The organism is Rhodococcus sp. NJ-530 (assembly GCF_003860625.1).
In the GTDB taxonomy this organism is placed as follows: domain Bacteria; phylum Actinomycetota; class Actinomycetes; order Mycobacteriales; family Mycobacteriaceae; genus Rhodococcus_F; species Rhodococcus_F qingshengii.
This window is the reverse complement of record NZ_CP034152.1, coordinates 3996237-4021887: the sequence shown is the minus strand read 5'-3', so window position 1 is coordinate 4021887 and position 25651 is coordinate 3996237. Positions and strand designations below refer to the sequence as shown.

Here is a 25651-nt window from a genome sequence, read left to right as displayed (position 1 = left end):
CCTCCTGATGGAGGGGATGACGGGAATCGAACCCGCGTGATCAGTTTGGAAGACTGAGGCTCTACCATTGAGCTACATCCCCGTGCATACGACAACTCGGGATCGCCGTGTTCGTCGTCTGCGATACGAAACTGTACCCAATGCCCCACCGGATTTCATAATCGGGGGGTCGGAGAAGTTCGAGACCGTCGTTCACCTGGGGAATTGGCGAATTGCTCGGCGAGTCGGGGTGTCTCGGCCGCAGGCGCGGCTTCTGATTCCGGCTCTGAATGGCAGTTGAGGCAAGGCTGTATGTGGCTCCCGTATGTGGCTGCCGTCGGATGACATACTGACGGGGTCGACAGCCGGGCCGTGTACAAATGGCGGTCGGGTTCGTGAGAGAGTAGTGAGCGCGATAGGGTTGTGCGCGGTCACCGATGGTGGCTGCCTTTGTGGCCCGCTGTCTTAGCGGCCTCGGATGGCCGTATCGTGTGTTTCATGCGATCGGAAACGGGATGTAGCGCAGCTTGGTAGCGCATCCGCTTTGGGAGCGGAGGGTCGCAGGTTCAAATCCTGTCATCCCGACAAGTACGTACATGGCACTTCACCTCCAGTAAGTCCGGGAGTGAAGTGCCGCGCCAGACAGCAGTACCGATTCAACACAAGTTGTGAGCAAGACCAGACGAAGGAGCGAAGTTTCGTGAAGAGCACCGTCGAGCAGCTCAGCCCGACGCGAGTCCGTATCAACGTTGAGGTGCCCTTCGCGGAACTCAAGTCTGATTTCGACAAGGCCTACAAGGCCCTCGCGCAGCAGATTCGTCTCCCCGGCTTCCGTCCCGGCAAGGCTCCGGCCCGCCTCCTCGAAGCGCGTGTCGGTCGCGGCGCTGTGCTCGAGCAGGTCGTCAACGACGCTCTGCCGTCGCGTTACTCCGAGGCTGTCACCAGCGCCGGCGTGAAGGCCATCGGCCAGCCCGAGATCGAGGTCACCAAGATCGAAGACGGCGAGCTCCTCGAGTTCACCGCCGAGGTCGACGTGCGCCCCGAGATCGAGCTCCCTGACTTCAGCTCCATCAACGTCGAGGTCGATCCGATCGAGATCACCGACGAAGCCATCGAAGAGCAGCTGCTTTCGCTGCGCCAGCGTTTCGGCACCCTCACCGGCGTCGACCGCGCAGTCGAGGACGGCGACTTCGTCTCCATCGATCTGTCGGCCACCGTCGACGGCGAGAACGTTGCCGAGGCAACCGCGAGCGGACTGTCGCACGAGGTCGGTTCGGGCCAGCTCATCGAGGGCCTCGACGAAGCCATCATCGGCCTCAAGGCGGGGGAGTCCAAGGACTTCACGTCGACGCTGGTCGCCGGCGAGTACGCAGGCAAGGAAGCTGTTGTCACCGTGACCGTGCAGACGGTCAAGGAGCGCGAGCTTCCGGCTGAGGACGACGAGTTCGCTCAGCTCGCCAGCGAGTTCGACACCCTGGAAGAACTGAAGGCTGACCTCCGTGAGCGCGTCGCACGCGTCCGCAAGGTCGAGCAGGCCGGTCAGATCCGCGACAAGGTTCTCGAGCAGCTGCTCGAGACCGTCGAGGTTCCGTTGCCGGAGGCTGTCGTCAAGGCTGAGGTCGACGCTGCACTGCACGACGCCGTTCACGGTCTCGATCACGACGAAGAGGCACTGAACAAGCTCCTCGAAGAGCAGGGCAGCAGCCGCGAAGAGTTCGACAAGGATGCACAGGAAGCCGCTGAGCGCTCCGTCAAGACGCAGCTCTTGCTCGACTCGATTGCCGATGCGGGCAACGTCACCGTCGGTCAGGACGAGCTCACCGAGCGCATCCTGTTCCAGGCGCAGCGTTACGGCATGGCTCCTGAGCAGTTCATCCAGCAGATCCAGCAGGCCAACCAGCTCGGCGCCGTCTTCGCAGACGTCCGTCGTGGCAAGGCTCTCGCGTCCGTCGTCGAGTCGGCCGGTGTCAAGGACACCTCCGGCGCAGTTGTCGACACCGCAGAGCTGTTCGGCAGCAGTGAGGCCGAAACCGAAGCGGACGAGTCTGATTCCGCCGAGAGCGAAGACAAGTAAAAACGCAGGCGGACGGGTGTTTTCACCACGATCGACTGCACTGAGTTTTCCGCTTTGAGCGAAGTAGGGCGGCACCGGGACTCCGGTGCCGCCCTACTTCGTTACTGTCTGTGTCAGTAGAAGTGTTTCGCATAGACGATCCACCGCACAAGTAGATCCACATAGAAGGCAGGTACCGTGACTTCCAATCACCTGGAGACTTTGCAGAGTCCCGCCATGACTTCAGCGACCGCTGGGTTGAACCTCAGCGACTCGGTGTACGAGCGCTTGCTGCGAGAGCGCATCATTTTCCTCGGTACCCAGGTCGACGACGACATCGCCAACAAGCTGTGCGCACAGATCCTGCTGCTCTCGGCCGAGGACCCGACGCGAGACATCTCGCTCTACATCAACTCGCCCGGTGGATCCGTGACCGCAGGTATGGCGATCTTCGACACGATGCAGTTCGCCGAGTGCGACATCGCCACCTTCGGCATGGGCCTTGCGGCGTCGATGGGTCAGTTCCTGCTCTCGGCAGGCACCAAGGGCAAGCGCTACGCGCTGCCTCACGCCCGCATCATGATGCACCAGCCGTCCGCCGGCATCGGTGGTTCCGCCAGTGACATCGCGATCATGGCCGAGCAGTTCAAGCACACCAAGCGCGAAATGGCCGAGCTGATTGCTCAGCACACCGGCCAGACGGTCGAGCAGATCACCGCGGACTCCGATCGTGACCGTTGGTTCACGGCGAAGGAAGCTCTCGAGTACGGCTTCGTCGACCACGTCGTCTCCCGTGCGAATCAGGCCGGCGGCACCGGCAACTGAGCCGGTTCGCCCATCCTTTCGCTGCCCAATTCATACTTTGGAGAACTGATGACCAATCTTTTCGGAGCTAACTCGCTGGGCGGCCAGGCGCCGTCGGGCCCCCAATCGCGTTACATCCTGCCCCAGTTCACGGAGCAGACCAGCTACGGCGTCAAGACGTCCGACCCGTACAACAAGCTGTTCGAGGAGCGCATCATCTTCCTCGGCTCGCAGGTCGACGACGTGTCCGCCAACGACCTCATGGCGCAGTTGCTGGTTCTCGAATCGCAGGATCCGGACCGCGACATCACGATGTACATCAACTCGCCCGGTGGTTCTTTCACCGCGCTGATGGCGATCTACGACACGATGCAGTACGTCCGTGCCGACATTTCCACCGTCTGCCTCGGTCAGGCTGCTTCGGCAGCTGCCGTGCTTCTGGCCGGCGGTACGCCGGGCAAGCGCTTCGCGCTCCCCAACTCGCGCATTCTGATCCACCAGCCGGCTACGGGCGGCATCCAGGGTCAGGTTTCCGATCTGGAGATCCAGGCTGCGGAGATCGAGCGTATGCGTCGGCTCATGGAGAGCACGCTGTCGCTGCACACGGGTAAGGATCCGGAGACCATCCGCGTCGACACCGATCGCGACAAGATCCTCACGGCCGAGCAGGCCAAGGAGTACGGCATCATCGACGACGTGCTGGCTTACCGGAAGCTCAGCGCACAGAAGTAGTCGATTTCCGCCTCGTGTCGAGGATCTGTATCCCGATTCCCGACACGAGGCGGACACGTCGAGAAGTGCCTGGTGGAGCGCTTGCCAGGCTGAAATCTCGACTCTTTTCTTTTTTATCCGCAGACGAAACGCCGAGAACAGGTCGACCCCGTTCGGGATCTGCGGGTACCGTCACTTCACGGGCTGGTTCTCGACCGGCGTTCTGCGATTGTTCGACCAGATTTGTTCGATCAGTTTGTCTGATCTGACAACTACCGAAGTACTGCGGAGCGTCTCGACCGATCGAGTGGCGGCGAGTGCACGTACATGATGGAAAGTAGGGACCTCACGAGATGGCACGCATCGGCGACGGCGGGGATCTGCTCAAGTGCTCTTTCTGCGGTAAGAGTCAGAAGCAGGTCAAAAAGCTCATTGCAGGACCCGGGGTGTACATCTGCGACGAGTGCATCGACCTCTGCAACGAGATCATCGAAGAGGAATTGGCCGAATCGAGCGAGGTCAAGCTCGACGAGCTTCCCAAGCCTGCGGAGATCCGAGAATTCCTCGAGAACTACGTCATCGGTCAGGACTCCGCCAAGCGGACGTTGGCCGTGGCCGTCTACAACCACTACAAGCGCATTCAGGCCGGCGACAAGGGCCGTGACGCGCGGGGTGAGACGGTTGAGCTCGCGAAATCCAACATCTTGATGCTCGGCCCCACCGGCTGTGGCAAGACGTATCTCGCTCAGACTCTCGCGAAGATGCTCAACGTCCCGTTCGCCATCGCTGACGCGACGGCGTTGACCGAGGCCGGTTACGTCGGTGAGGACGTCGAGAACATTCTGCTCAAGCTGATTCAGGCTGCCGACTACGACGTCAAGCGCGCCGAGACCGGAATCATCTACATCGACGAGGTCGACAAGATCGCCCGTAAGAGCGAGAACCCGTCGATCACGCGTGACGTCTCCGGCGAAGGCGTTCAGCAGGCGTTGCTGAAGATCCTCGAAGGTACGCAGGCAAGCGTCCCGCCGCAGGGTGGCCGTAAGCATCCGCACCAGGAATTCATTCAGATCGACACCACGAACGTGCTGTTCATCGTCGCGGGCGCTTTCGCAGGTCTCGAGCGGATCGTCTCCGATCGTGTCGGCAAGCGCGGTATCGGATTCGGTGCCGAGGTTCGGTCGAAGGCCGAACTGGATACGGTCGATCGTTTCGCCGAGGTCATGCCGGAGGATTTGATCAAGTTCGGTCTGATTCCGGAGTTCATCGGCCGACTGCCGATGATCGCGTCGGTGACCAACCTCGACAAGGAATCGCTCGTTCAGATCCTGTCGGAGCCCAAGAACGCTCTCGTCAAGCAGTATCGTCGCCTGTTCGACATGGACGGCGTCGAACTCGAGTTCACCGAAGAAGCGCTCGACGCTATTGCCGATCAGGCGATCTTGCGTGGAACCGGCGCTCGTGGCCTGCGCGCCATCATGGAAGAGGTTCTTCTTCCCGTGATGTACGACATTCCCAGCCGTGACGACGTCGAAAAGGTGGTCGTCACCGCGGAGACCGTCAACGACAACGTACTTCCGACCATCGTTCCGCGTAAGCCGGAACGTGGCGAGCGTCGCGACAAGACGGCGTAGAACTTCAAAACGACTGTGGCCCGGTATCTCTCGCGAGATGCCGGGCCACAGTCGTTCGCGCAACACAGTGGTTCGTGTAACACAGTGGTTCGTGCAGGGTGTCTGTGGGGTGGTCGGCTAGATCGGGTTGCCGAGCTCCTTGAGGGGGGTGCGGAACGTCTCCTTAGCGGTGAACGCCGAGATCGCGCAGATGACGCAGGCCACCGAAGTCAGAATGGCAACGGGCATCCAGTGTGTCTTGTCGCCGCCCATGAGGGCGTTGCCGATGGCGGGGGCAAAGCCTGCGAGGGCGAAGCCGACCTGGGTGCCGATCGCAATGCCCGAGTAGCGGACCTTGGTGTTGAACATCTCGGAGTAGAACGACGGCCAGATGGCATTCGGGGCAGCGTAGAAGACGGACATCAATCCGATTGCGGCGAGGAAGATCAGGGGAACGTTGCCGCTGGCGATTGCGCCGAAGTACACGTAGATGAACACCGCGCTACCGAGGGCGCCACCGATGAACAACGGCCTGCGACCGATCCGGTCGGAGAGCATCGCCCAGGCGGGCTGACTGAGCAGGGCTACGGCGTTGGCTGCGATGGCAACCCAGAGCATGGTCGACTTCGGAATCCCCACTTCTTCGGTGGTGGCGAAAGCGAGACCGAAGACGGAGAAGATGGTCGAGACGACGGCGATGAAAGCGCAGCAGATCACGCGAATCAGATTTGCGCTGTGGGTGCGAAGAAGATCGGCAACAGGCAATTTGGCGACGGTCTTGGATTCCTGCTGCTCGGTGAACTCTTCGGGCTCTTCGAGCTTGAGACGCATGATGTATGCCGCGACCAGAACGATCAGGCTGCCCCAGAACGGGATTCGCCAACCCCACGTGTAAAGGATGTCGTCGGGGAGCGCGGCGATGGGCAGGAATACGAGGCTGGCGAGGATGAAGCCGGCCTGGGTGCCGTTGAGGGTCCAACTGCAGAAGAACGCGCGTCGGCCTTCGGGGGCGTGTTCGAGCGTCAGTGAGCTGGCACCGCTCTGTTCACCCGCGGCGGAGATGCCCTGGGCGATTCTCATCAGGACAAGAAGGATCGGTGCAAGAACTCCGATCGAATCGGCGCTGGGAATACATCCGATGAGGAAGGTGGCTGCGCCCATCAGAATGAGCGTGAGCAGCATGATCTTCTTGCGGCCGACGCGGTCACCGAAATGGCCGAGGACTACAGCGCCGAGGGGACGCGCGACGTACGCGACACCGAAGGTGGCCAGCGAAAGCAGAGCCGCATGTCCGCTGTCCGGGAAGAACACCGTGGGGAAGATGAGCGCAGCGGCGGAGGCGTAGATGTAGAAGTCGTAGTACTCGAGCATGCTGCCGAGAAACGACGATGTTGCGGCGCGCTTGACCTTGGTCGTATCCGGCCTTGCCAAGGACCCCGCCTCGGGCCCGGACGGTGTAACCGTGCTAGCTGACATGCTCATCTCCTGGGTGGAAGCGTCGTGGAGGCTCTACATCCGCCGATTGTGTTCGTATAAAGAACGTCTGTGCGGAGAGCGATACAAGGAATGTAACCGACGCCACAGCAACTACACAAGATTATTAACCAAATAGTTCATAAAAATCTACTGGCGGTCACGCCGCTCGTCGAAACCGCAGTTCAGGGAGTTAGGAGGCCGGCTGTGCTGCGGCCGCCACCAACTGCTCCACCTGTTCCTCGGTGATCCCGAGGCCGAAGGTGGCGAGTTTTCCGAGCGGCATCGAGCCTGCGAGTGCCATCATCTCGGGGCTGACCGCCTGTGCACCGTCGCCCGCTGCGGCAGCCATGGCGGCGCCGAGAACTGTGCTGCCGACGGGATGGGCGAGCCATTCGCCGATGGTCGACATGGCGTCGAGCGTGCCGACGCCGACGTTCCCGGCCAGGGTGATCGTGTCGGTGGTTGCGATGTCCCGAGACGAGAAGCCGACGCGGATCTCGTAGTCGCCAGGTTCGATCGCCCAGTCCTGCGCCGCGACGGACCAATAGGCAAATGCCCTGGTGTCGAGCGTGATGGTCACAGTCGCGGATTCGTCGGGGTCGAGGTGGACCTTGGCGAAGCCCTTCAATTCCTGCGCGGGTCGATCGATGCTTGCCGAGGCGTCGTGGACGTAGACCTGAACGACGGTGCTGCCCGATCGGTCGCCGCTGTTGCGCACGGTGACGGTCACTTCGGCGGAGTTCTCACCGGCCTCGACGGAGGTATCGGTGATGTCGAAGGTGGTGTAGCTCAGCCCGAACCCGAACGGGTACGCCACTTCGCGCAGCGCGGAGTCGTAGTAGCGGTATCCCACGTACAGGCCTTCGCCGTAGCGGACGTGCTGCTGTGATCCCGGGAAATGCAGATACGACGGATTGTCTTGGAGGCGAAGCGGAATGGTCTCCGTCAGGCGGCCGGACGGATTCGTGATGCCGAACAGAAGATCGGCAATCGCCGAGCCGCCCGCCTGGCCGAGTAGCCAGCCCTCGAGGATTGCGGCGGCATGATCCTTCCAAGGCTCGATCGCAACCACGCCGCCGTTGGCGAGCACGACGACCGTGTTCGGGTTCGCGCCGTGGACCGCTTCCAACAGGGCGATCTGGTCAGCCGGCAGTTCGATGTCGGTTCGGTCGAATCCTTCGGATTCCGTGGCGGACGGTAGTCCGAGGAACAGCACCGCGACGTCAGCGCGGCGTGCGGCGTCGACAGCCTCGGTGACCATGTCGTCGTCCGGAGTGCCGTCGAAGGTGAAGCCCGGTGCGAAAGTGACGCGGTCGGCGCCTTCGCGGTCGAGGATCGCGTCCAAGGCATTGTCGAGCTTGGTCGGGACCACCTGTGAACTGCCGGCTCCCTGGTACCGCGGGCTGCACGCGAATTCGCCGATCACCGCGACGGTTTGCCCGCCGGGGGTCAGCGGCAGTAGTTCTCCGTCGTTGGCCAGCAAGACAGCGGACTCCGCTGCAGCGGTCCGTGCCAGTTCGTGGTGACGCTCGACGTCGTACGTGTGGCCTTCGGTGCGCGCGGCGGCGGTGCGTGCCACCAGCGTCGCCAGGCGCTCGGCGGCAGTGGTGAGCACTGATTCGTCCAGGTCGCCGCCGCGCACGGCGTCGACGATCTGGGTATCGGTTCCGGTCGGCGGCATTTCCAGGTCGAGGCCCGCGGCGAGTGCCGCCACGCGGTCGTTGACCGCTCCCCAGTCCGAAACGACGAGGCCGTCGAAGCCCCACTGTTCGCGGAGTACCTCGGTGAGCAGCCAATGGTTCTGGCTCGAGTACACACCGTTGATCTTGTTGTACGAGCACATGACCGTCGTCGGGGCCGCGGTCTTGACGGCGTATTCGAAGCCGGCCAGATAGATCTCGCGCAGCGTCCGTTCGTCGACGTCGGCACTGACTCTCATCCGGTCGTGTTCTTGGTTGTTGGCAGCGAAGTGCTTGAGCGAGGTTCCGACGCCGCGAGACTGGATGCCGGTGATCAGCGCTGCCGCGACGCGGCCGGAGAGGAATGGGTCCTCGGAGACGTATTCGAAATTCCTGCCACACAAGGGTGATCGTTTGATGTTGATGCCTGGGCCGAGGAGGACCGAGACCTGTTCGGCTTTGGCCTCGTCGCCCAGAGCCTCACCGACCTGGCGGATGAGGTCGAGGTTCCACGACGAGCCCAACCCGACCGCCGGTGGGAAACATGTCGCTGGAATGCTGTGGCCGAGTCCGAGTGCGTCGCCGCCCTCGGGTTGTTTCCGGACTCCGTGCGGACCGTCGGTCAGGAGTATCGATTCGATTCCGGGAACGGACTGGCTGTGCCAGAAATCCGAGCCCGACGTCAACGACGCCTTCTCCTCGAGTGAAAGCCCGTCTACGTAATTCTCGGTCACGTCATTCCTCCCGGTGGCAGCTGTGAGTTCCACTCACCACCGTAGGGGGATTTTTCGGACTTCGGGGTGGGTCAGGACGGCGCCTTCGAGGTCAAGAACGCAACAACCATGTCGCCGAGCATTGTTCGAAGATGCTCACGATGCGTCGAGTCGGTCAGATCGCGGTCGAAGAGCGCTTTGAAGGTGTAACGATTGGCGATACGAAAGACGCAGTAACTGCTGATCAACATGTGAATATCGAGAGCATCTACGTCGGAGCGGAATGCTCCCGACTGCTGTCCGTCGTGGAGGATCTGCGAGACCAGGTCGGCGGCGGGGGCGCCGAGACCGCTGAGTAGCTCGGATTTCTCGATGTGCTCGCCGCGGAGCATGTTCTCGTTGGCTACCAGCCGAATGAAGTTCGGGTGTTGTTCGTGGTGGTCGAAGGTGAGTTCGGCCAAGGCGCGGACTGCTGCCGTGGGTTTCAATCCCTCGAGGTCGAGTTCACGTTCCTGCGCACGAATGACGCTGTACGCGTGTTCGAGGACGGACTTGTACAGCCCTTCCTTGTCGGTGAAGTAGTAGTAGATCATGCGCTTGGTGGTGTGAGTCTTGGTTGCGATCTCGTCCACTCGGGCGCCGGCAAAGCCTTTGTCGGCAAACTCCTCGGTGGCGACGGCGATGATGTTCACCCTGGTCAGATCGCTGTTTCGGCGTCGCTTCTCCGGCTTCGACACCACAGAGTTCACTGACTGCTCGGAAACCATGTGCTCACTCTATCTGTCAGCAGTTTGTCGACTTTGCTTGTCGAGTCCGCGTCGGGGGAGTAACGTCCAGTGAACTAACTCACTAGTTCGTACATTAGTTTCGAGCGTCAACCCCGAGGTGCCCCTGATGACTTCATCTCTACCGATTCTGGTCCTCAACGGGCCCAACTTGAATTTGTTGGGCCAGCGCCAACCGGAGTTCTACGGGAGAGACACGCTGGACGACGTAGTTTCCCGCTGTGAAGCGGCGGCCGCGAAGTTCGGAGCGGTGGTCGAGGCAAGGCAGTCGAACCACGAGGGCCAACTGATCGATTGGATCCACGAGGCCAGGGGAAACGTTGCGGGCATCGTCATCAATCCCGGTGGGTACTCGCATACCTCCGTTGCGTTGCGTGACGCTCTGGTCACACTCGATGCCCCCGTCGTGGAGGTGCACATCAGCAACATCCACAGTCGCGAAGAATTCCGTCACCACTCGTATGTCTCCGGCATCGCCGACGCCGTCATCTGCGGATTGGGAATCGACGGATACAGCGCCGCAGTCGAATTCGTCTGCATCCGAGAAGGGAAGAACTGATGAGCGATTCGATGCTCTGCGGTCTGATCGGCACCGGAATCGGAGCCTCTTTGACTCCGATCATGCACGAGGAAGAAGGGCGCAGGCAGGGTCTTCCGTACGTCTACCGCATCCTCGATCTCGACGTGATGGGCATGGCGCCGTCGGACATCGGTGAACTTCTCACCTATGCACGACGTTTCGGGTTCCGCGGCCTCAACATCACTCACCCGTGCAAGCAGTTGGTGATCGAGCACCTCGACGAGCTCTCGCCCGATGCGAGCCGGCTCGGCGCGGTGAACACGGTCCTCTTCGACTCCGGCAAGGCGATCGGACACAACACCGATTGGTCGGGCTTCGGCCGAAATTTCGACGACGGACTTCCCGGAGCACAGCTCGATCGCGTCGTGCAGCTCGGTGCCGGCGGAGCCGGTGCGGCGGTTGCCTATGCCGCGCTCACCCGTGGCGTCGGGACACTGACGTTGGTCGATTCGAGCCTGCCTCGCGCGCAGGAACTTGCACAAACCTTCGCGCAGCAGTTTCCGGCGCAGGTTGTCGAGGCGCGGCACACGAGCGACCTCGCCGAAGTGCTCGGCAAGGCAAACGGATTGATCCACGCGACGCCGATGGGAATGGCGGCTCATCCCGGAATGGCATTCTCGCCGGATCTGCTTCGCCCTGATCTGTGGGTGGCCGAAATCGTCTACCGTCCACTCGAAACCGAACTGTTGCGTCAGGCAAGGTTGATCGGAGCCCCGACGCTCAGCGGAGGCGGAATGACTGTCTTCCAGGCCGTCGACGCGTTCCGGATCTTCACGGGCATCGAGCCCGACAGTAAGCGCATGCTCGCGCACATGACGGAACTTGTACACGGCGAACAGACTGCGGCAGCGCTGTGAGTGCCCCGGTCCGGACGTCGATCGCGACGGTATCGCTCAGTGGCACTCTCGAGGAGAAGCTCGACGCCATCGCCGCTGCCGGCTTCGACGGCTTCGAGGTGTTCGAGCCGGATTTTGTTGCTTCGCCGTGGTCCCGAAGGAATTACGAACGAGGGCTGCGGATCTGGGCTTGACCCTCGATCTGTATCAGCCGTTCCGTGACTTCGACACGGTGGACGAGGCCCAATTTGCTCGGAATCTTGTTCGAGTGCAACGCAAATTCGAGCTCATGGATCAACTGGGGTGCGAGACGCTCCTGGTGTGCTCCTCGCCCCTGCCGACCGCAAGTCACGATGACGGTCAGTTGACAGAGCAATTCGGAGCTCTCGCCGAACTGGCGTCCGAGCACGGCAAGAAGGTTGCATACGAGGCGCTCGCGTGGGGTGCCCACGTCAACACGTACGGCCATGCGTGGCAGATCGTCGAGGGCGTCGACCATCCTTCGCTCGGTACCTGTCTGGACAGCTTTCACATCCTCTCGCGCGGTGACGATCCCGCCGGAATTCGCGAGATTCCCGGCGAGAAGATCTTCTTCCTCCAGTTGGCGGACGCTCCGTTCTTGGCGATGGACATCCTCCAGTGGAGCCGGCATCACCGAAACTTCCCGGGGCAGGGCAGCTTCGATCTCAATGCGTTCGCTCAGCATGTCTACGCCACCGGTTACGACGGACCGTGGTCGCTCGAGATCTTCAACGACGTATTCCGACGCGCGGACACCCAGCGGACGGCAATCGACGCTCATCGGTCGCTCCTCCATCTGGAAGAACAGGTCGCCGCCGCGAACCCTGCCGCCGGTGGACCCACGCTGTTCACCGCCCCGGAGCGCACCCCGCTCGAAGGGATCGTGTCTCTGCGAATCGCTGCGGGTCCGGCTAAACAGGACCAGGTGCACTCGATGCTCTCTCGCGTCGGTTTTCATCTGGTCGGACGGCACCACGATCACGACTTGCAGTTGTGGCGGCACGGACCGCTCACCGTTGCCGTCGACGCGACAGCGGGCACGGTGTGGACGGCGCCCGGGCTGCCCGCGGATCTGCCGGTTCTCACTCAGATCGGCATCAGGGCAACCGAACCCGAAGTGTGGGGAGAGCGCGCTCTGGCTCTCGAAGTACCGGCGACGCGCGTGCAGTTGCCCGGTTCGAGCGACGAGAACTCCGAGGTACCGGACGTCGTACGCTTGAAGGTCACCGATGCGACATCGATCGACCTTCGTGGCCCTGGCAGCGCTGCAGCGTGGGAATCGGCATTCGAGATCTACCCGCTGCCCGCCGAGCGCAATCGTGAACAGGGCGCAGTGTTCACCGGGATCGACCACGTGGCACTGGCAGTTCCGGCGGAGAGTTGGGACGGCATCATGCTGCTCCTGCGGTCCGTGTTCGAGATGCAACCGCACGAGGGGCAGGACGTCACCGATTCGGTCGGACTCATGCGGAGCCAGGCACTCACGCTCGTTCAGGACGGTGACGGACATACCCTGCGGATCTCACTGAACATGGTGGAGGGCAGTCGAAGCGGGCTGCCGACGGTCCGCCGCGGCGGCGTCAGCCACGTCGCTTTCGCGTGTGAGAACATCTTCGGTGCCGCTGCGTCCATGCAGGACTGGGGCTTTGCTCCGCTACCCATTTCCCCGAACTACTACGACGATCTGGACGCACGTTTCGGTCTGAATTCAGAACTGCTCGACCGGATGCGCAGCGCCGGAATCCTTTACGACGCGGACGCTCACGGCGAGTTCTTCCACCTGTTCACCCCGACCGTCGGGGGAGACCTGTTCTTCGAGGTCGTGCAGCGGGTGGGTGGATACGAGGGCTACGGGGAAGTTAACTCCGCTGTGCGACTGTCGGCTCAGTTGCGCGCGAGTTCGACGTGACCTCGACTCGGTGCGGGTGCGAGTAGATATTCATCGAATCGCCGCGGATGAAACCGGCGAGAGTCAGCCCGGACTCCTGCGCTAGTTCCACGGCCAGCGACGACGGCGCGGAGACAGCACCGAGGATCGGAATGCCGGCCATGACGGCCTTCTGGACGAGTTCGAACGACGCCCGACCGCTGACGATCAAGATCGTGTCGTAGAGGGGCACTCGGCCGTCGGTGATGGCCCAACCGATCACCTTGTCGACGGCGTTGTGACGGCCGACATCCTCGCGCAGTGCCAGGAGTTCGCCGGTGGCGGTGAACAATCCGGCCGCGTGCAGGCCACCGGTGCGCTCGAAGATCCGTTGGCTCTCCCGCAGTGTGACCGGCATGGCCGACAGGATGGTCGAGGTGACGGAAGTCGTGTCACCGACCAGCGGATGTCGCGTCGTGGTTCGGACGGCGTCGAGCGAGGTCTTGCCGCACACGCCGCACGCGGAACTGACGACGGTGTTCCGATCGGTGGTGTGGTCGGGCAACGGCACTCCGGGAGCGAGAGCGATGTCGAGGACGTTGTACGTGTTCGCACCGGATTCGTCGACGCCGTCGCAGTAGCGGACGACGCTCACGTCGTCGCGGGTGGCGATGACACCTTCGCTGAGAAGGAATCCGTGCACGAGGTCGACGTCGTTGCCGGGGGTCCGCATCGTCACTGCCAGCACCTGACCGCCCACTCTCATTTCGAGTGGTTCCTCGACGGCCAGCGTGTCGGGGCGCGTGACGACCCGATCACCCGAGATTCGAACGACCGGTGTTCGTGCGGTGACTCGTCCCATCTCAGGCGCCCGATGCTTCGAGTCGAACGGTGACGGCCTTCGACACCGGCGTGTTCGACTTGGCCGCAACGTGTTCGAGGGGAACGAGCGGATTTGTCTCCGGGTAGTACGCCGCAGCATTGCCGCGCGGGGTGTCGTAGGAGACGATGCGGAATTCCGTGACCCGACGCTCTTCGAGTGTGCCGTCGGGTGTTGTCCACTCGGACACGATGTCGACGAGATCGCCGTCACGGAATCCGAGCGCGGTGATGTCTTCGGCGTTGACGAGGATGACTTTGCGTCCGCCCTTGATGCCGCGGTATCTGTCGTCGAGGCCGTAGATCGTGGTGTTGTACTGGTCGTGGCTGCGCATCGTCTGCAGAATCAGGCGCCCACTCGGAGTGGGTATCCAGTGCAGGTCGTTCACGCCGAAGTTGGCTTTGCCGGTGTGCGTGCGGAACTCACGCGAGTCACGCGGCGGGTGGGGGAGTTGGAATCCGTCTGGCTCTCGAACGCGGGAGTTGTAGTTTTCGCAGCCTGGCACTACCCGTGAGATGGAATCGCGGATCAGGTCGTAGTTGCCCTCGAAGGCCGACCAGCGGACGGAGTGATCGTTGCCGAGTAGTTCGCGGGCGAGTTGGCAGATGATGGCGACTTCGCTACGCAGGTAGGGGCTGACCGGTGTGAGGCGTCCGCGCGACAGGTGCACCATGGACATCGAATCCTCCACGGAGACAAGCTGCTTTCCGCCGGCTTGGACGTCGAGGTCGGTGCGTCCGAGGGTGGGGAGGATGATCGCGGTCTGCCCGTGGACCACGTGACTGCGGTTCAGCTTGGTGGACACCTGCACGGTGAGTTCGCATTGACGCAACGCTGTTTCGGTCGCTGCGGTGTCCGGGCTTGCCTGGATGAAGTTGCCGCCCATCGCCATGAAGAAGCTTGCCTTGCCTGCGTTCATGGCGCGGATTGCGTCGACGGTGTCCCATCCGTGCTTGCGGGGACTCGAGATCGAGAACTCGGTGTCGAGCGCGGCCAGGAACTCTTCCGGCATCTTTTCCCAGATGCCCATCGTGCGGTCACCCTGGACATTGGAGTGTCCTCGCACCGGACAAACGCCGGCACCGGGTTTGCCCATCATTCCACGCATGAGCAGCAGGTTGACTGCTTCTTCGATGGTGGCGACTCCGTGTGTGTGCTGAGTGATCCCCATGGCCCAGCAGGTGACGGTTCGCTCGGATCGGGCAAGTGCGGCCGCCGTTTCCTCGAGCTGTGCCATCGACAGACCCGTTGCCTCGAGTACCGTGTCGAGATCGACCGCGCGGATGTGCTCCTCGTATTCGTCCCAACCGGCGCAGTACCGGTCGACGAAGGCACGGTCGACGACCGTCCCGGGAGCGCGATCTTCCTGCTCGAGCAGCAGCTTCCCCAGGCCTTGGAACAGCGCCATGTCGCCGCCCAGCCGGATCTGCAGGAACTCGTCCGCGATGTCGACTCCGTGCCCGATCACGCCGGACACCTTCTGTGGATCCTTGAACCTGCGCAATCCCGCCTCGGGCAGAGGATTGATGGCAATGATCTTGGCGCCGTTGCTCTTTGCCTTCTCCAGCGTCGAGAGCATTCGAGGGTGGTTGGTGCCGGGGTTCTGTCCGGCGATGAGGATGAGATCGGCGTTCTCGAGGTCGGGAACCGTCACCGAGCCTTTGCCGATGCCGATGGATTCGGTCAGTGCGCTTCCGGACGACTCGTGACACATGTTGGAACAGTCGGGCATGTTGTTGGTGCCGTAGCTGCGAATCATCAACTGGTAGAGAAACGCGGCTTCGTTGGACGTGCGACCGGAGGTGTAGAACACCGCTTCGTCCGGCGATGCGAGGCCGTTCAGATGTTCGGCGATCAGTGCGTACGCGCCGTCCCAGTCGATCGGCCGGTAATGGGTTGCTCCCGGCGTCAGGACCATCGGGTGCGTCAGTCGCCCCTGCTTTCCGAGCCAGTAGTCGGTCTTGCCTTCGAGATCGGCGATCGAGTGCTCCGCGAAGAATTCGGGTGTGACGGTGCGAAGCGTTGCTTCCTCGGCAACAGCCTTCGCTCCGTTCTCGCAGAATTCGGCGGGCTTGCGATGTCCGGGAGTCTCCGGCCACGCACACCCCGGGCAGTCGAAGCCGTGTCGCTGGTTGAGTCTGGTGAGCGTTCGGGCGGTCCGCAAGGCTCCCATCTGCTCGATTCCTCGTTGCAGCGACACCAGAACGGCCGGAACTCCGGCGGCGTAGTCCTTGGGGTGCGTGACTTCGAGATCCGATTCGTCGATGTCCTTCGAGGGGCCCTGGCGCGTCATGTCTCCATAGTGGCCCGAACGGCGCGGTACTGCCATCGAATGGGCCGGTCGAACTAGCCGGAATGAAGCTTTCATCGGCTAGCCTTACCTACCGAACCAGCAGACTTTAAGGGGTAGGAACATGGATCGAACGGACGCAGGTCGGCTGACCCGGCGCGGATTTCTGATCGGCACGTCGGGAGCGTTGCTGGCATTCGCCGCAGCCTGCTCCAGTTCGAACGACGAGGACACACCTCCCAGCGGTGACTCTGCGGAATCGATCACCCACAAGTTCGGGGCTACGGAGTTGCCCAAGGATCCGCAGCGGATCGTCAGTGTCGGATACAACGATCAAGATGCGATCCTGGCGCTCGGTGGGACCTTGGTCGGAACCTTCGACTGGTACGGCGATTACCCCTACGGAGTGTGGCCCTGGGCGCAGCCGCTGCTGAACGGGGCGACTCCCGAGATCATCGGAACTGCGGGCACCACCATTCAGATGGAGAAGGTCGCTGCCACGACACCCGACCTCATTGTCGGCACCTACTCCGGGCTCACTCAGGCGCAATACGACAAACTCAGTGCCATTGCGCCGACGGTGGCGCAGCCCAAGGAGTTCGCGGATTACGGAATCCCCTGGCAGAACCAGACGACCATCATCGGCGAAGCGTTGGGGCAGCAGGGTAAGGCCACCGAGCTGATCGCCGGCGTCGACCAGAAGTTCGCCGACGTGAAGACGGCCAATCCGGCGTTTGCCGGCAAGACCGTTCTGGTCGGCGCGTTGAAGGGGCCGGGGCAGTTCGGGGTCTACGGACCGGAAGACCCGAAGGTGCGGTTCTTCACCGAACTCGGATTCGTGAATCCGCCTGTCACCGATCAGATCACGGGTAACTTCGCCGAGATCAGCACCGAGCAACTCTCGCTCGCGGACGTCGACGTACTCGTCTGGTACGCCGGTGGCGGCTACGGCGACAAGCTTCGCGCGGAGCTGGACAAGACCCCGATCTACCAGGAACTCGACGTCGTGAAGGACGGCCGCGCGATCATTCTGGAAGACGCTGCTGCCGAAGCCATGACGTGGAGCACCGTACTGAGCTTGCCGTACGCGCTCGAACAGATTCCGCCGCGGATTGCGGGCTTGCTCGTCTGATCGGTTCAAGGACAGCGCTGTTCAAAGTCCAGTGATTCGGACAGTCGGCGGTACTCTCGCCTCATGGGTGTACACGTACGGCCGGCTGTCCGATCCGATATTCCGGCACTGTCGGCAGTGTTGGCCGAGGCGTTCGAAGATGATCCCTTGATGGCGTGGATGTTGCCGGACGAGGCCACCAGGGCTGATCGCCTGACGAAACTGTTTGCCGCAGAAGCTCGTTACCACCACCTCGCCGGGGGCGGCGTCGAGGTGGCCACCGACGACAACGGCCTGATCGGCGGGGCAACTCTGTGGGATCCGCCGGGGCGGTGGAAGCAGTCGTGGATTTCCGGGCTCGTGAGCCTGCCCGCAATGGTGCGTGTCTTCGGCAGGGGGCTTCGACACGCGGCCGAGGTCAGCTCCGTTCTCGAAGGAGCACACCCGAATTCGCCGCACTGGTATCTCGCGACCGTCGGGACCGGCAGCGCGGCGCGCGGTGGGGGATACGGCAAAGCGCTGCTGAACTCTCGGTTGGAGCGTTGTGACCGTCAACATGTCGACGCTTACCTCGAGAGCAGCAAGGAATCGAACATCCCGTACTACAACCGCTTCGGTTTCGAAGTGACCCGTGACATCGTCATGCCAGGCGGCGGGCCGACGATCTACGCAATGATGCGTCAACCGCGGGGCGCGTGATACGAACTAGTGGTGACCCAGATTCCCGAGCTCCACGCAGGCACACCGTTCGACGAACTCGACGACTACATCGCTCTGGCCAGGTTGTCCGGCCTGGTGTTGTCACCTGACGGCTCGCTGCTGATCTGCGCGCGCGCCGTTCTCGACGACAAGAGCGCCGAATACGTGTCCTCGTTGTGGGAGATCGACCCGGAAGGCCGGCGTCCTGCGCGTCGGTTGACCTGGGGTTCGACCAGCGAGTCCGGTGCTGCCTTCGCGTTCGACGGCGACGTGCTCTTCACTGCCACGCGAGCCGTGCCGGGCGAGAGTGATCCGCAACCAGCACTCTGGCGCCTACCAGCGGCGGGCGGAGAAGCTCAGCTGCTGATCTCGCGTCCCGGTGGTGTCTCGTCGGTATCAGCGGCGAAGGCGGCGCCGACGTTCGTGGCCCAGACGTCGGTCATGGCTTCGGCGATCAGCCTCGACCAGGACGATCAGGTGCGATCGGCGCGCAAGGACAAGAAAGTCACGGCGATGCTGCACACCGGTTATCCGGTGCGCCACTGGGACCACGACCTGGGCCCCGATCATCCGCATCTGGTTGTGGCCGAGACGGATTCGAAGGAATCCGTCGAGTTGCGGGACATCACACCGACGGCAGGCGCAGCGCTGCGGGAGACGTCGACCACGATTTCCGACGATGGTCTCTTCGTCGTGACCACGTGGACTGTCGGCGATGCGAGTGCCGCCCGCCGATCGACGTTGGTTCGGATCGACACGGTGACCGGTGACCGAGTCACGCTTGTCGACGAGGCCGACGCGGACGTCTACAACCCGGTGCTCTCGCCGGACGGAACCAAGCTCGCGTTCATCCGGGAGACACTCACCACACCGGAGTCCGCACCACGAATGACTCTGCAGCTCTACGACTTCGGATCCGGTGCCGTGACCGGCGTCGCCGACGGCTGGGATCGCTGGCCTACCTCACTTGCCTGGCTACCCGACGGATCCGGGCTGGTCGTCACCGCTGACGACGGCGGCCGCGGTCCGATCTTCACCATCGACCTGTGGGGCCAACCAGTGCGCCTGACAGCCGACGACGCGGCGTACACCGACGTTCGAGTGGCGCCGGACGGTGAGTCGATCTACGCGTTGCGAGCCTCGTACGAAGCGCCCCCGCACGTGGTGCGGGTCGATCTGCGATCAGGTGAGATCACCGCACTTCGTGGGCCCGACACTTTGCCGGAGCTGCCGGGAACACTGACCGAGATCACCGCGCGTGCCGAGGACGGTTCGACGGTGCGTAGCTGGTTGGCGCTGCCGACGGGCGCCGCGCCGCATGCACCGGTGCCATTGCTTCTCTGGGTCCACGGCGGCCCACTCGGTTCGTGGAACACCTGGTCCTGGCGGTGGAATCCGTGGCTGCTCGTCGCCAAGGGCTATGCAGTACTGCTACCAGATCCCGCGCTCTCGACCGGATACGGCCAGGACTTCGTCCAGCGGGGGTGGGGTCAGTGGGGCAAGGCGCCCTTCACCGATCTGATGGCGATCACCGATGCTGCTGTCGCCCAGCCCGAGATCGACCCCAAGCGAACCGGCGCGATGGGTGGTTCGTTCGGTGGTTACATGGCCAACTGGATTGCCGGACATACCAACCGTTTCGACGCCATCGTCACCCACGCGAGTCTGTGGGCACTCGATCAATTCGGCCCGACGACGGACGCTGCCTGGTACTGGCAGCGCGAGATGTCGCCTGAGATGGCCGTCGAGAATTCGCCGCATCTGTACGTCGCGGACATCACGACTCCGATGCTGGTCATCCATGGCGACAAGGACTACCGGGTTCCGATCGGTGAGGGCTTGCGACTCTGGTACGAACTGCTTGCCGAGTCAGGTCTGCCCGCCGACGACGACGGGAAAACGGACCATCGCTTCCTCTACTTCCCCGACGAGAATCATTGGGTGCTCAAGCCGCAGCACACCAAGATCTGGTACGAGGTGGTCACCGCGTTCCTCTCCGAGCACGTTCTCGGCGAAGATGTCGCGCTACCGGAGATTCTGGGCTGAACCCGCGCGTGCCTCGTTCGGATGAAACACCGAACGAGGCACGAGCGTCTTCGCGTGGATCCGGACCGGAATCAGGCGCCGGGGCAACGAACGGTGTACGACCACTCGGTGTGGTCAGGGCCCGTGACGCGAACCAGAACGGACGACGCCCCACCGGCGGGCACGTTGACGACAGCTGAACCAGTTCCCTCGTTGATGTTGTCGCCGATGTATCCGGTGCTGTGGATCAACCGACCTTCGTAGTACACCTCGATCAGGTCCGGGACGTTTTCGGTCTCGTAGCCGAGCACGAACGAGGTCGGGCCACCGCGGCCGAGTTCGTGCTTGGTGCTGGTGATTCCTGCGCCGCCCGAGACGGTCGAGGCGTCGCAGCGCTGCGTGGGCGCAAACGATCCGCCGCCGCCGCTGCCGCTGGCCAGGCCACTGAGAATGTCCCTGACGTTGCCACTGGCCAGGCCGTTGACGATGTCCGTCGCGCTCGTCGAGCCGGCGTTCAGGCCGCCGAGGACGTCGTTGAGGTTCCCAGTGGCGATCCCGCCGACGATGTCACCCACGCTGCCGCTGGCGATGCCGTTTGCGATGTCGTTCCCGATATCGCCGACGCTTCCGTTGATCGTGGCGCTGCCACTGTCGATGCTTCCTTGCACACTTTCTTCGATGCCGGGGGCAGCAGACGCAGTCGCCGGAAGCACGAGGGCAACCGCGGCTCCGATCGTCGCGGCCGCCGCCAAGGTTCGAACGCCGGGACGGCGAGAACTCCAGTTGTTCAACATATTTGCTCCACAGGTCGTTGGTCGGTCGTCCTTCAGAGCGATCCTGTCAGCGGAGCGGATCGGTGAATATCGTTTGTTCGGCTGACCCCGGACTGCGGGGCAGTCGTTCGTGTGCGCTGCGGCGGCCGACGGGCGAATTCGTTCACGACGGGGGAGTCATTAGGATCAAGTGGTGACCAGTGCAGCTCCAGAGAACCCCCAGACCCCCGCCGACGCCCTACCCAAGAGCTGGGACCCCAGCGCGGTAGAGGCCGATCTGTATCAAGGCTGGGTAGACGCCGGGTACTTCCAGGCCGACGCGACCAGCGACAAGCCCGGCTACTCCATCGTGCTGCCGCCCCCGAACGTCACCGGCAGCCTGCACATGGGCCATGCCCTGGATCACACCCTCATGGACGTGCTCAGCCGTCGCAAGCGGATGCAGGGCTACGAGGTGCTGTGGCTGCCAGGCATGGACCACGCCGGTATCGCCACGCAGTCCGTCGTCGAGAAGCAACTCGCTGCCGACGGAAAGACCAAGGAAGATTTCGGCCGCGAGCTGTTCATCGACAAGGTCTGGGACTGGAAGCGCGAATCCGGTGGAACCATCGGTGGCCAGATGCGGCGCATCGGTGACGGCGTCGACTGGAGTCGTGATCGTTTCACGATGGACGAGGGCCTCTCCCGCGCCGTCCAGACCGTCTTCAAGCGCATGTTCGACGAGGGCCTGATCTACCGCGCCGAGCGTCTCGTGAACTGGTCGCCGGTGCTGCAGACCGCGATCTCCGACATCGAGGTGAAGTTCGAGGACGTCGAGGGTGAGCTGGTTTCCCTGCGCTACGGCTCGCTCGACGACAACGAGCCGCACGTCATCGTCGCGACCACTCGCGTCGAGACGATGCTCGGTGACACCGCAGTAGCGGTCCATCCCGAGGACGAGCGCTACAAGCACCTCATCGGCACCACTCTCGATCATCCGTTCACCGGGCGTCAGATCCCGATCATCGCCGACGACTACGTCGACCCCGAGTTCGGAACCGGCGCTGTGAAGATCACGCCGGCTCACGATCCCAACGACTTCGAGATGGGCCTGCGGCACAACCTGCCGATGCCCACAATCATGGACAAGACCGGCAAGATTGCCGACACCGGAACCGAATTCGACGGAATGGACCGCTTCGAGGCTCGCGTCAAGGTTCGCGAAGCTCTCGCCGAGCAGGGACGCGTCGTCGCCGAGAAGCGCCCGTACCTGCACAGCGTCGGGCACTCCGAGCGCAGTGGCGAGGCCATCGAGCCTCGTCTCTCGTTGCAGTGGTGGGTCAAGGTCGAGACGCTCGCCAAGGCTGCGGGTGACGCGGTTCGCAACGGGGACACCGTCATTCACCCGGCGAGCCAGGAGCCACGCTGGTTCGACTGGGTCGACAACATGCATGACTGGTGCATTTCCCGTCAGCTCTGGTGGGGTCACCGCATTCCGGTCTGGTACGGCCCCGAGGGTGAAGTTGCGTGCTTCGGTCCTGACGAAACGGCGCCGGAAGGCTGGGTCCAGGATCCCGACGTCCTCGATACCTGGTTCTCCTCCGGACTGTGGCCCTTCTCGACGATGGGCTGGCCGGACAACACGCCCGAACTCGAAAAGTTCTATCCCACCAGCGTTCTCGTCACCGGCTACGACATCCTGTTCTTCTGGGTCGCCCGCATGATGATGTTCGGCACCTACGTGTCCGAGGACGAGTCGATCACCGCCGGTCCGGGTAAGTCCGGCGCGCAGATGCCGTTCAAGGACGTGTTCCTGCACGGACTGGTCCGCGATCAGTACGGCAAGAAGATGTCGAAGTCTCGCGGCAACGGTATCGACCCACTCGACTGGGTCGATCGTTTCGGCGCCGACGCCCTGCGATTCACACTTGCACGCGGCGCCAACCCGGGCAGCGACCTGTCCGTCGGTGAGGATTCGGCGCAGTCCTCGCGCAACTTCGCGACCAAGTTGTTCAACGCGACCAAGTTCGCTCTGATGAACGGCGCTGCTCCCGCGCCGCTGCCCGCTCGAAGCGAACTGACCGACGCCGATCGTTGGATCCTCGACCGTCTCGACACGGTCCAGGCCGAGGCGGACGCCGCATTCGATCGCTACGAGTTCAGCAAGGCGTGCGAAGGCCTGTTCCACTTCGCGTGGGACGAGGTCTGTGACTGGTACCTCGAACTCGCCAAGGTGCAGTTCGCCGCCGACGAGGCCGTCGCCGCGAACACCCGCGCCGTGCTCGGCAACGTTCTCGATGCACTGCTCCGCCTCCTGCACCCGGTCATTCCGTTCGTGACCGAAACCCTGTGGAAGGTGCTCACCGGCGGCGAGTCCGTGGTCGTCGCCGAATGGCCCGTGTTGTCCGGTGAGGCAGTCGACGCCCAGGCCGCAACCAGGATCGAAGACACGCAGAAGCTGATCACCGAGGTGCGACGATTCCGAAACGATCAGGGACTCAAGCCTTCCCAGAAGGTCCCGGCTCGTGCGTCCGGGCTATCGGAGGCCGGCATGGACGGCCAGTTCGCCTACGTGGCGGCGCTGGCCAAGCTGACCGAACCCGAAGAGGGATTCACCGCGTCGATCTCCGTCGAGGTGCGCCTGAGCCAGGGCACCGTCACTGTCGACATCGACACCTCGGGCACCATCGACCTCGGCGCGGAGAAGAAGCGGCTCGAAAAGGACCTCGCGGCAGCGCAGAAGGAGCTCGTCACCGCTGACAACAAGCTGGCGAACGAGGCCTTCCTGGCGAAGGCGCCCGACGCCGTCGTCGACAAGATCAAGACACGTCGCCAGATCGCCGTCGAAGAGATCGAGCGCATCACGGGACGTCTGAAGGAGTTGGCCGACAAGTGAGTTCGTACGAGCCGTCCCAATTCGACGCTCAGAGTTCGGTTCCGACTCCGGTCGACATCGCCGAACTGGCGCTGGTGGAAGCAGAACTCGACAAGCGTTGGCCCGAGACCAAGATCGAGCCGTCACTGACTCGCATCGAGGCGCTCATGGATGTCCTGGGCTCGCCTCAGCACAACTATCCGTCGGTGCACGTCACGGGAACCAACGGTAAGACGTCGGTGACGCGCATGATCGATTCGTTGATGACGGCTCTGCATCGTCGCACCGGGCGAACCACCAGCCCTCATCTGCAGATCGCGACCGAGCGGATCAGCATCGACGGTCATCCGATCTCGCCGCGGCTCTACGTGGACACGTTCCGCGAGATCGAGCCGTACGTGCAGATGATCGACGCACAGTCGGAGGAAGCCGGGGGACCGGCGATGAGCAAGTTCGAAGTGCTCACCGCCATGGCCTATGCGGCCTTCGCGGAGGCGCCGGTCGACGTCGCCGTGGTCGAGGTCGGCCTCGGCGGACGCTGGGACGCCACCAACGTGATCGACGGGCAGGTTGCGGTGATCACCCCGATCAGCCTCGATCACGCCGAGTACCTGGGCACCGACCTGGCCGGGATCGCGGAGGAGAAGGCCGGGATCATCAAGAAGGGCCGCGAGGACCTGGTTCCGGTGGACACCGTCGCGATCATCGCCGAGCAGACTCCCGAAGTCATGGAGGTATTGCTGCGGCGTGCTGTCGAGGTGGAGGCCGCGGTCGCTCGTGAAGGCTCGGAGTTCAAGGTGCTTGCTCGCCAGATCGCGGTGGGCGGACAGCAGCTCGAACTTCAAGGCTTGAGCGGTGTGTACACCGACATCTTCCTCCCCCTTCACGGTGAGCATCAGGCGCACAACGCCGCGCTCGCGCTCGCTGCCGTAGAAGCGTTCTTCGGTGCCGGTCCGGATCGACAACTGGATCAGGATGCAATCCGCAACGGGTTCGCCTCGGTCGTCAATCCCGGTCGCCTCGAACGTGTTCGGAGTGCGCCGACGGTCTTTCTCGACGCCGCCCACAATCCAGACGGTGCTCGCGCTCTCGCGGCCGCACTGGCCGCCGAGTTCGACTTCCGCAAGCTCGTGGGAGTGGTCAGCGTCATGGCGGACAAGGACGTCGACGCCATCTTGACTGCATTCGAATCCGTCTTCGACGAGATCGTCGTCACCCACAACGGGTCACCCCGGGCGATGGACGTCGAAGAACTGGCGAACATCGCCGTCGCGAAGTTCGGCGACGAGCGCGTCGTCGTTGCGCCGGTGCTTGCCGACGCCTTGGAAGTCGCGATCGAAATCGCCGAGCAGGTCGCCGAACCCGGTGAGGCCGTATCAGGGGCGGGTGTGGTGGTGACGGGATCCGTCGTGACCGCAGGCGCCGCCCGCACGCTGTTCGGAAAGGACCCCGCGTGAGTACCCCGTCAGATGCCAATCCCGAGTCCGGAGACCACGAGCCCGGAGACACTGCCGGCGAATTCGGGCCGCCGACCAAGGACCCGTGGAAAAGCTTCCGCGGAGTGATGGCCGGAACCCTGATCCTCGAGGCGATCGTCGTGCTGCTGGCTTTGCCGGTTGTCGCGGTCGTCGGCGGAGGCCTCACCGCGGCCTCCGCGGGATTCATCATCGGGTTGGCGGTACTGATGATTCTGGGTGCGGGCATCCAGGGCAAGCCGTGGGCGATGGGGTTCAACGTCGCGCTGCAGGTGATCCTTCTGTTCGGTTTCTTCGTCCACCCGTCGATCGCCGGTGTGGCGATCACCTTCGGGATCGTCTGGGGATACCTCGTCTACCTGCAGAGAGACATCAAGCGCCGGATGGACAAGGGCCTGCTTCCCGGTCAGCGGGACTGACCATTTAG

18 protein-coding genes, 2 tRNA genes and 1 pseudogene are annotated in these 25651 nt (G+C 63.0%); 14 read left to right on the top strand and 7 right to left on the bottom strand.

Going from position 1 to position 25651, the window contains the following annotated elements; genetic code table 11:
- Positions 1-8 precede the first annotated feature (8 nt).
- Positions 9-82 (bottom strand) — tRNA-Gly (locus EHW12_RS18770).
- A gap of 408 nt (positions 83-490) precedes the next feature.
- Between EHW12_RS18770 and EHW12_RS18765 the strand changes: the two genes are divergently transcribed.
- From EHW12_RS18765 to clpX, 5 genes are all read left to right on the top strand, one after another.
- Positions 491-564 (top strand) — tRNA-Pro (locus tag EHW12_RS18765).
- 115 nt (positions 565-679) lie between these two features.
- Complete coding sequence (gene tig, locus EHW12_RS18760; protein WP_007730958.1) at positions 680-2053, top strand: trigger factor; 1374 nt, start codon at positions 680-682, stop codon at positions 2051-2053.
- 216 nt (positions 2054-2269) lie between these two features.
- Positions 2270-2857 carry an ATP-dependent Clp protease proteolytic subunit gene (locus EHW12_RS18755; protein ID WP_007730960.1) on the top strand — a complete coding sequence of 196 codons (588 nt, stop codon included), beginning with the start codon at positions 2270-2272 and terminating at the stop codon, positions 2855-2857.
- Between the two features lie 48 nt (positions 2858-2905).
- Positions 2906-3568 (top strand): ATP-dependent Clp protease proteolytic subunit, encoded by a 663-nt coding sequence (locus EHW12_RS18750; protein WP_003944539.1) that lies wholly within the window; start codon positions 2906-2908, stop codon positions 3566-3568.
- 332 nt (positions 3569-3900) lie between these two features.
- Positions 3901-5181 (top strand): ATP-dependent Clp protease ATP-binding subunit ClpX, encoded by a 1281-nt coding sequence (clpX, locus tag EHW12_RS18745; RefSeq protein WP_003944582.1) that lies wholly within the window; start codon positions 3901-3903, stop codon positions 5179-5181.
- A gap of 117 nt (positions 5182-5298) precedes the next feature.
- Here the strand turns inward: clpX and EHW12_RS18740 are convergent, their stop codons facing one another.
- From EHW12_RS18740 to EHW12_RS18730, 3 genes are all read right to left on the bottom strand, one after another.
- Positions 5299-6636, bottom strand: coding sequence for an MFS transporter (locus EHW12_RS18740; protein WP_003944496.1), 1338 nt, complete (start codon positions 6634-6636; stop codon positions 5299-5301).
- A 190-nt stretch (positions 6637-6826) separates the two neighbouring features.
- Positions 6827-9049 (bottom strand): glycoside hydrolase family 3 C-terminal domain-containing protein, encoded by a 2223-nt coding sequence (locus tag EHW12_RS18735; RefSeq protein WP_125051453.1) that lies wholly within the window; start codon positions 9047-9049, stop codon positions 6827-6829.
- Between the two features lie 71 nt (positions 9050-9120).
- Complete coding sequence (locus EHW12_RS18730; protein ID WP_007730968.1) at positions 9121-9795, bottom strand: TetR family transcriptional regulator; 675 nt, start codon at positions 9793-9795, stop codon at positions 9121-9123.
- Positions 9796-9922: 127 nt separating this feature from the next.
- Between EHW12_RS18730 and aroQ the strand changes: the two genes are divergently transcribed.
- The 3 genes and pseudogenes from aroQ to EHW12_RS18715 all read left to right on the top strand — a co-directional run bounded on the left by aroQ (position 9923) and on the right by EHW12_RS18715 (position 13159).
- Positions 9923-10372 carry a type II 3-dehydroquinate dehydratase gene (gene aroQ, locus EHW12_RS18725; RefSeq protein WP_054187688.1) on the top strand — a complete coding sequence of 150 codons (450 nt, stop codon included), beginning with the start codon at positions 9923-9925 and terminating at the stop codon, positions 10370-10372.
- Positions 10372-11250, top strand: a complete 879-nt coding sequence (locus EHW12_RS18720; protein WP_054187687.1) for a shikimate dehydrogenase — start codon at positions 10372-10374, stop codon at positions 11248-11250. The genes aroQ and EHW12_RS18720 overlap by 1 nt, the downstream gene beginning before the upstream one ends.
- Positions 11247-13159: pseudogene (locus tag EHW12_RS18715) on the top strand (TIM barrel protein). Before EHW12_RS18720 ends, EHW12_RS18715 begins: the two are co-directional and overlap by 4 nt.
- On the opposite strand, the gene fdhD reads toward EHW12_RS18715, so the two are convergent.
- Both fdhD and EHW12_RS18705 read right to left on the bottom strand, forming a co-directional pair.
- On the bottom strand, positions 13110-13979 hold the full coding sequence (gene fdhD, locus EHW12_RS18710) for a formate dehydrogenase accessory sulfurtransferase FdhD (protein WP_064113167.1): 870 nt from the start codon (positions 13977-13979) through the stop codon (positions 13110-13112). The pseudogene EHW12_RS18715 and the gene fdhD overlap by 50 nt on opposite strands.
- 1 nt (position 13980) lies before the next feature.
- A complete protein-coding gene (locus EHW12_RS18705) occupies positions 13981-16290 on the bottom strand; it encodes an FdhF/YdeP family oxidoreductase (RefSeq protein ID WP_206434749.1) in 2310 nt (769 codons plus the stop codon).
- Positions 16291-16411: 121 nt separating this feature from the next.
- Here EHW12_RS18705 and EHW12_RS18700 point away from each other — a divergent pair, with 121 nt between their 5' ends.
- The 3 genes from EHW12_RS18700 to EHW12_RS18690 all read left to right on the top strand — a co-directional run bounded on the left by EHW12_RS18700 (position 16412) and on the right by EHW12_RS18690 (position 20143).
- On the top strand, positions 16412-17419 hold the full coding sequence (locus EHW12_RS18700) for an iron-siderophore ABC transporter substrate-binding protein (protein ID WP_030536639.1): 1008 nt from the start codon (positions 16412-16414) through the stop codon (positions 17417-17419).
- 63 nt (positions 17420-17482) lie between these two features.
- On the top strand, positions 17483-18097 hold the full coding sequence (locus EHW12_RS18695) for a GNAT family N-acetyltransferase (RefSeq protein ID WP_042450225.1): 615 nt from the start codon (positions 17483-17485) through the stop codon (positions 18095-18097).
- A gap of 12 nt (positions 18098-18109) precedes the next feature.
- Positions 18110-20143 (top strand): S9 family peptidase, encoded by a 2034-nt coding sequence (locus EHW12_RS18690; protein WP_030536637.1) that lies wholly within the window; start codon positions 18110-18112, stop codon positions 20141-20143.
- Positions 20144-20214: 71 nt separating this feature from the next.
- Here EHW12_RS18690 and EHW12_RS18685 read toward each other — a convergent pair whose 3' ends face one another.
- Positions 20215-20916 carry a hypothetical protein gene (locus EHW12_RS18685; protein ID WP_019749074.1) on the bottom strand — a complete coding sequence of 234 codons (702 nt, stop codon included), beginning with the start codon at positions 20914-20916 and terminating at the stop codon, positions 20215-20217.
- Positions 20917-21088: 172 nt separating this feature from the next.
- Between EHW12_RS18685 and EHW12_RS18680 the strand changes: the two genes are divergently transcribed.
- Genes EHW12_RS18680 through EHW12_RS18670 form a run of 3 tightly spaced genes read left to right on the top strand, consistent with a single transcriptional unit; the run spans position 21089 to position 25643 of the window.
- A complete protein-coding gene (locus tag EHW12_RS18680) occupies positions 21089-23770 on the top strand; it encodes a valine--tRNA ligase (RefSeq protein ID WP_064074827.1) in 2682 nt (893 codons plus the stop codon).
- Entirely contained in the window at positions 23767-25206 is a 1440-nt protein-coding gene (locus tag EHW12_RS18675) for a folylpolyglutamate synthase/dihydrofolate synthase family protein (protein WP_125051449.1), read from the top strand. Before EHW12_RS18680 ends, EHW12_RS18675 begins: the two co-directional genes overlap by 4 nt.
- Positions 25203-25643, top strand: a complete 441-nt coding sequence (locus tag EHW12_RS18670; protein WP_003944448.1) for a DUF4233 domain-containing protein — start codon at positions 25203-25205, stop codon at positions 25641-25643. The genes EHW12_RS18675 and EHW12_RS18670 overlap by 4 nt, the downstream gene beginning before the upstream one ends.
- The last annotated feature ends 8 nt before the right edge of the window (positions 25644-25651 follow it).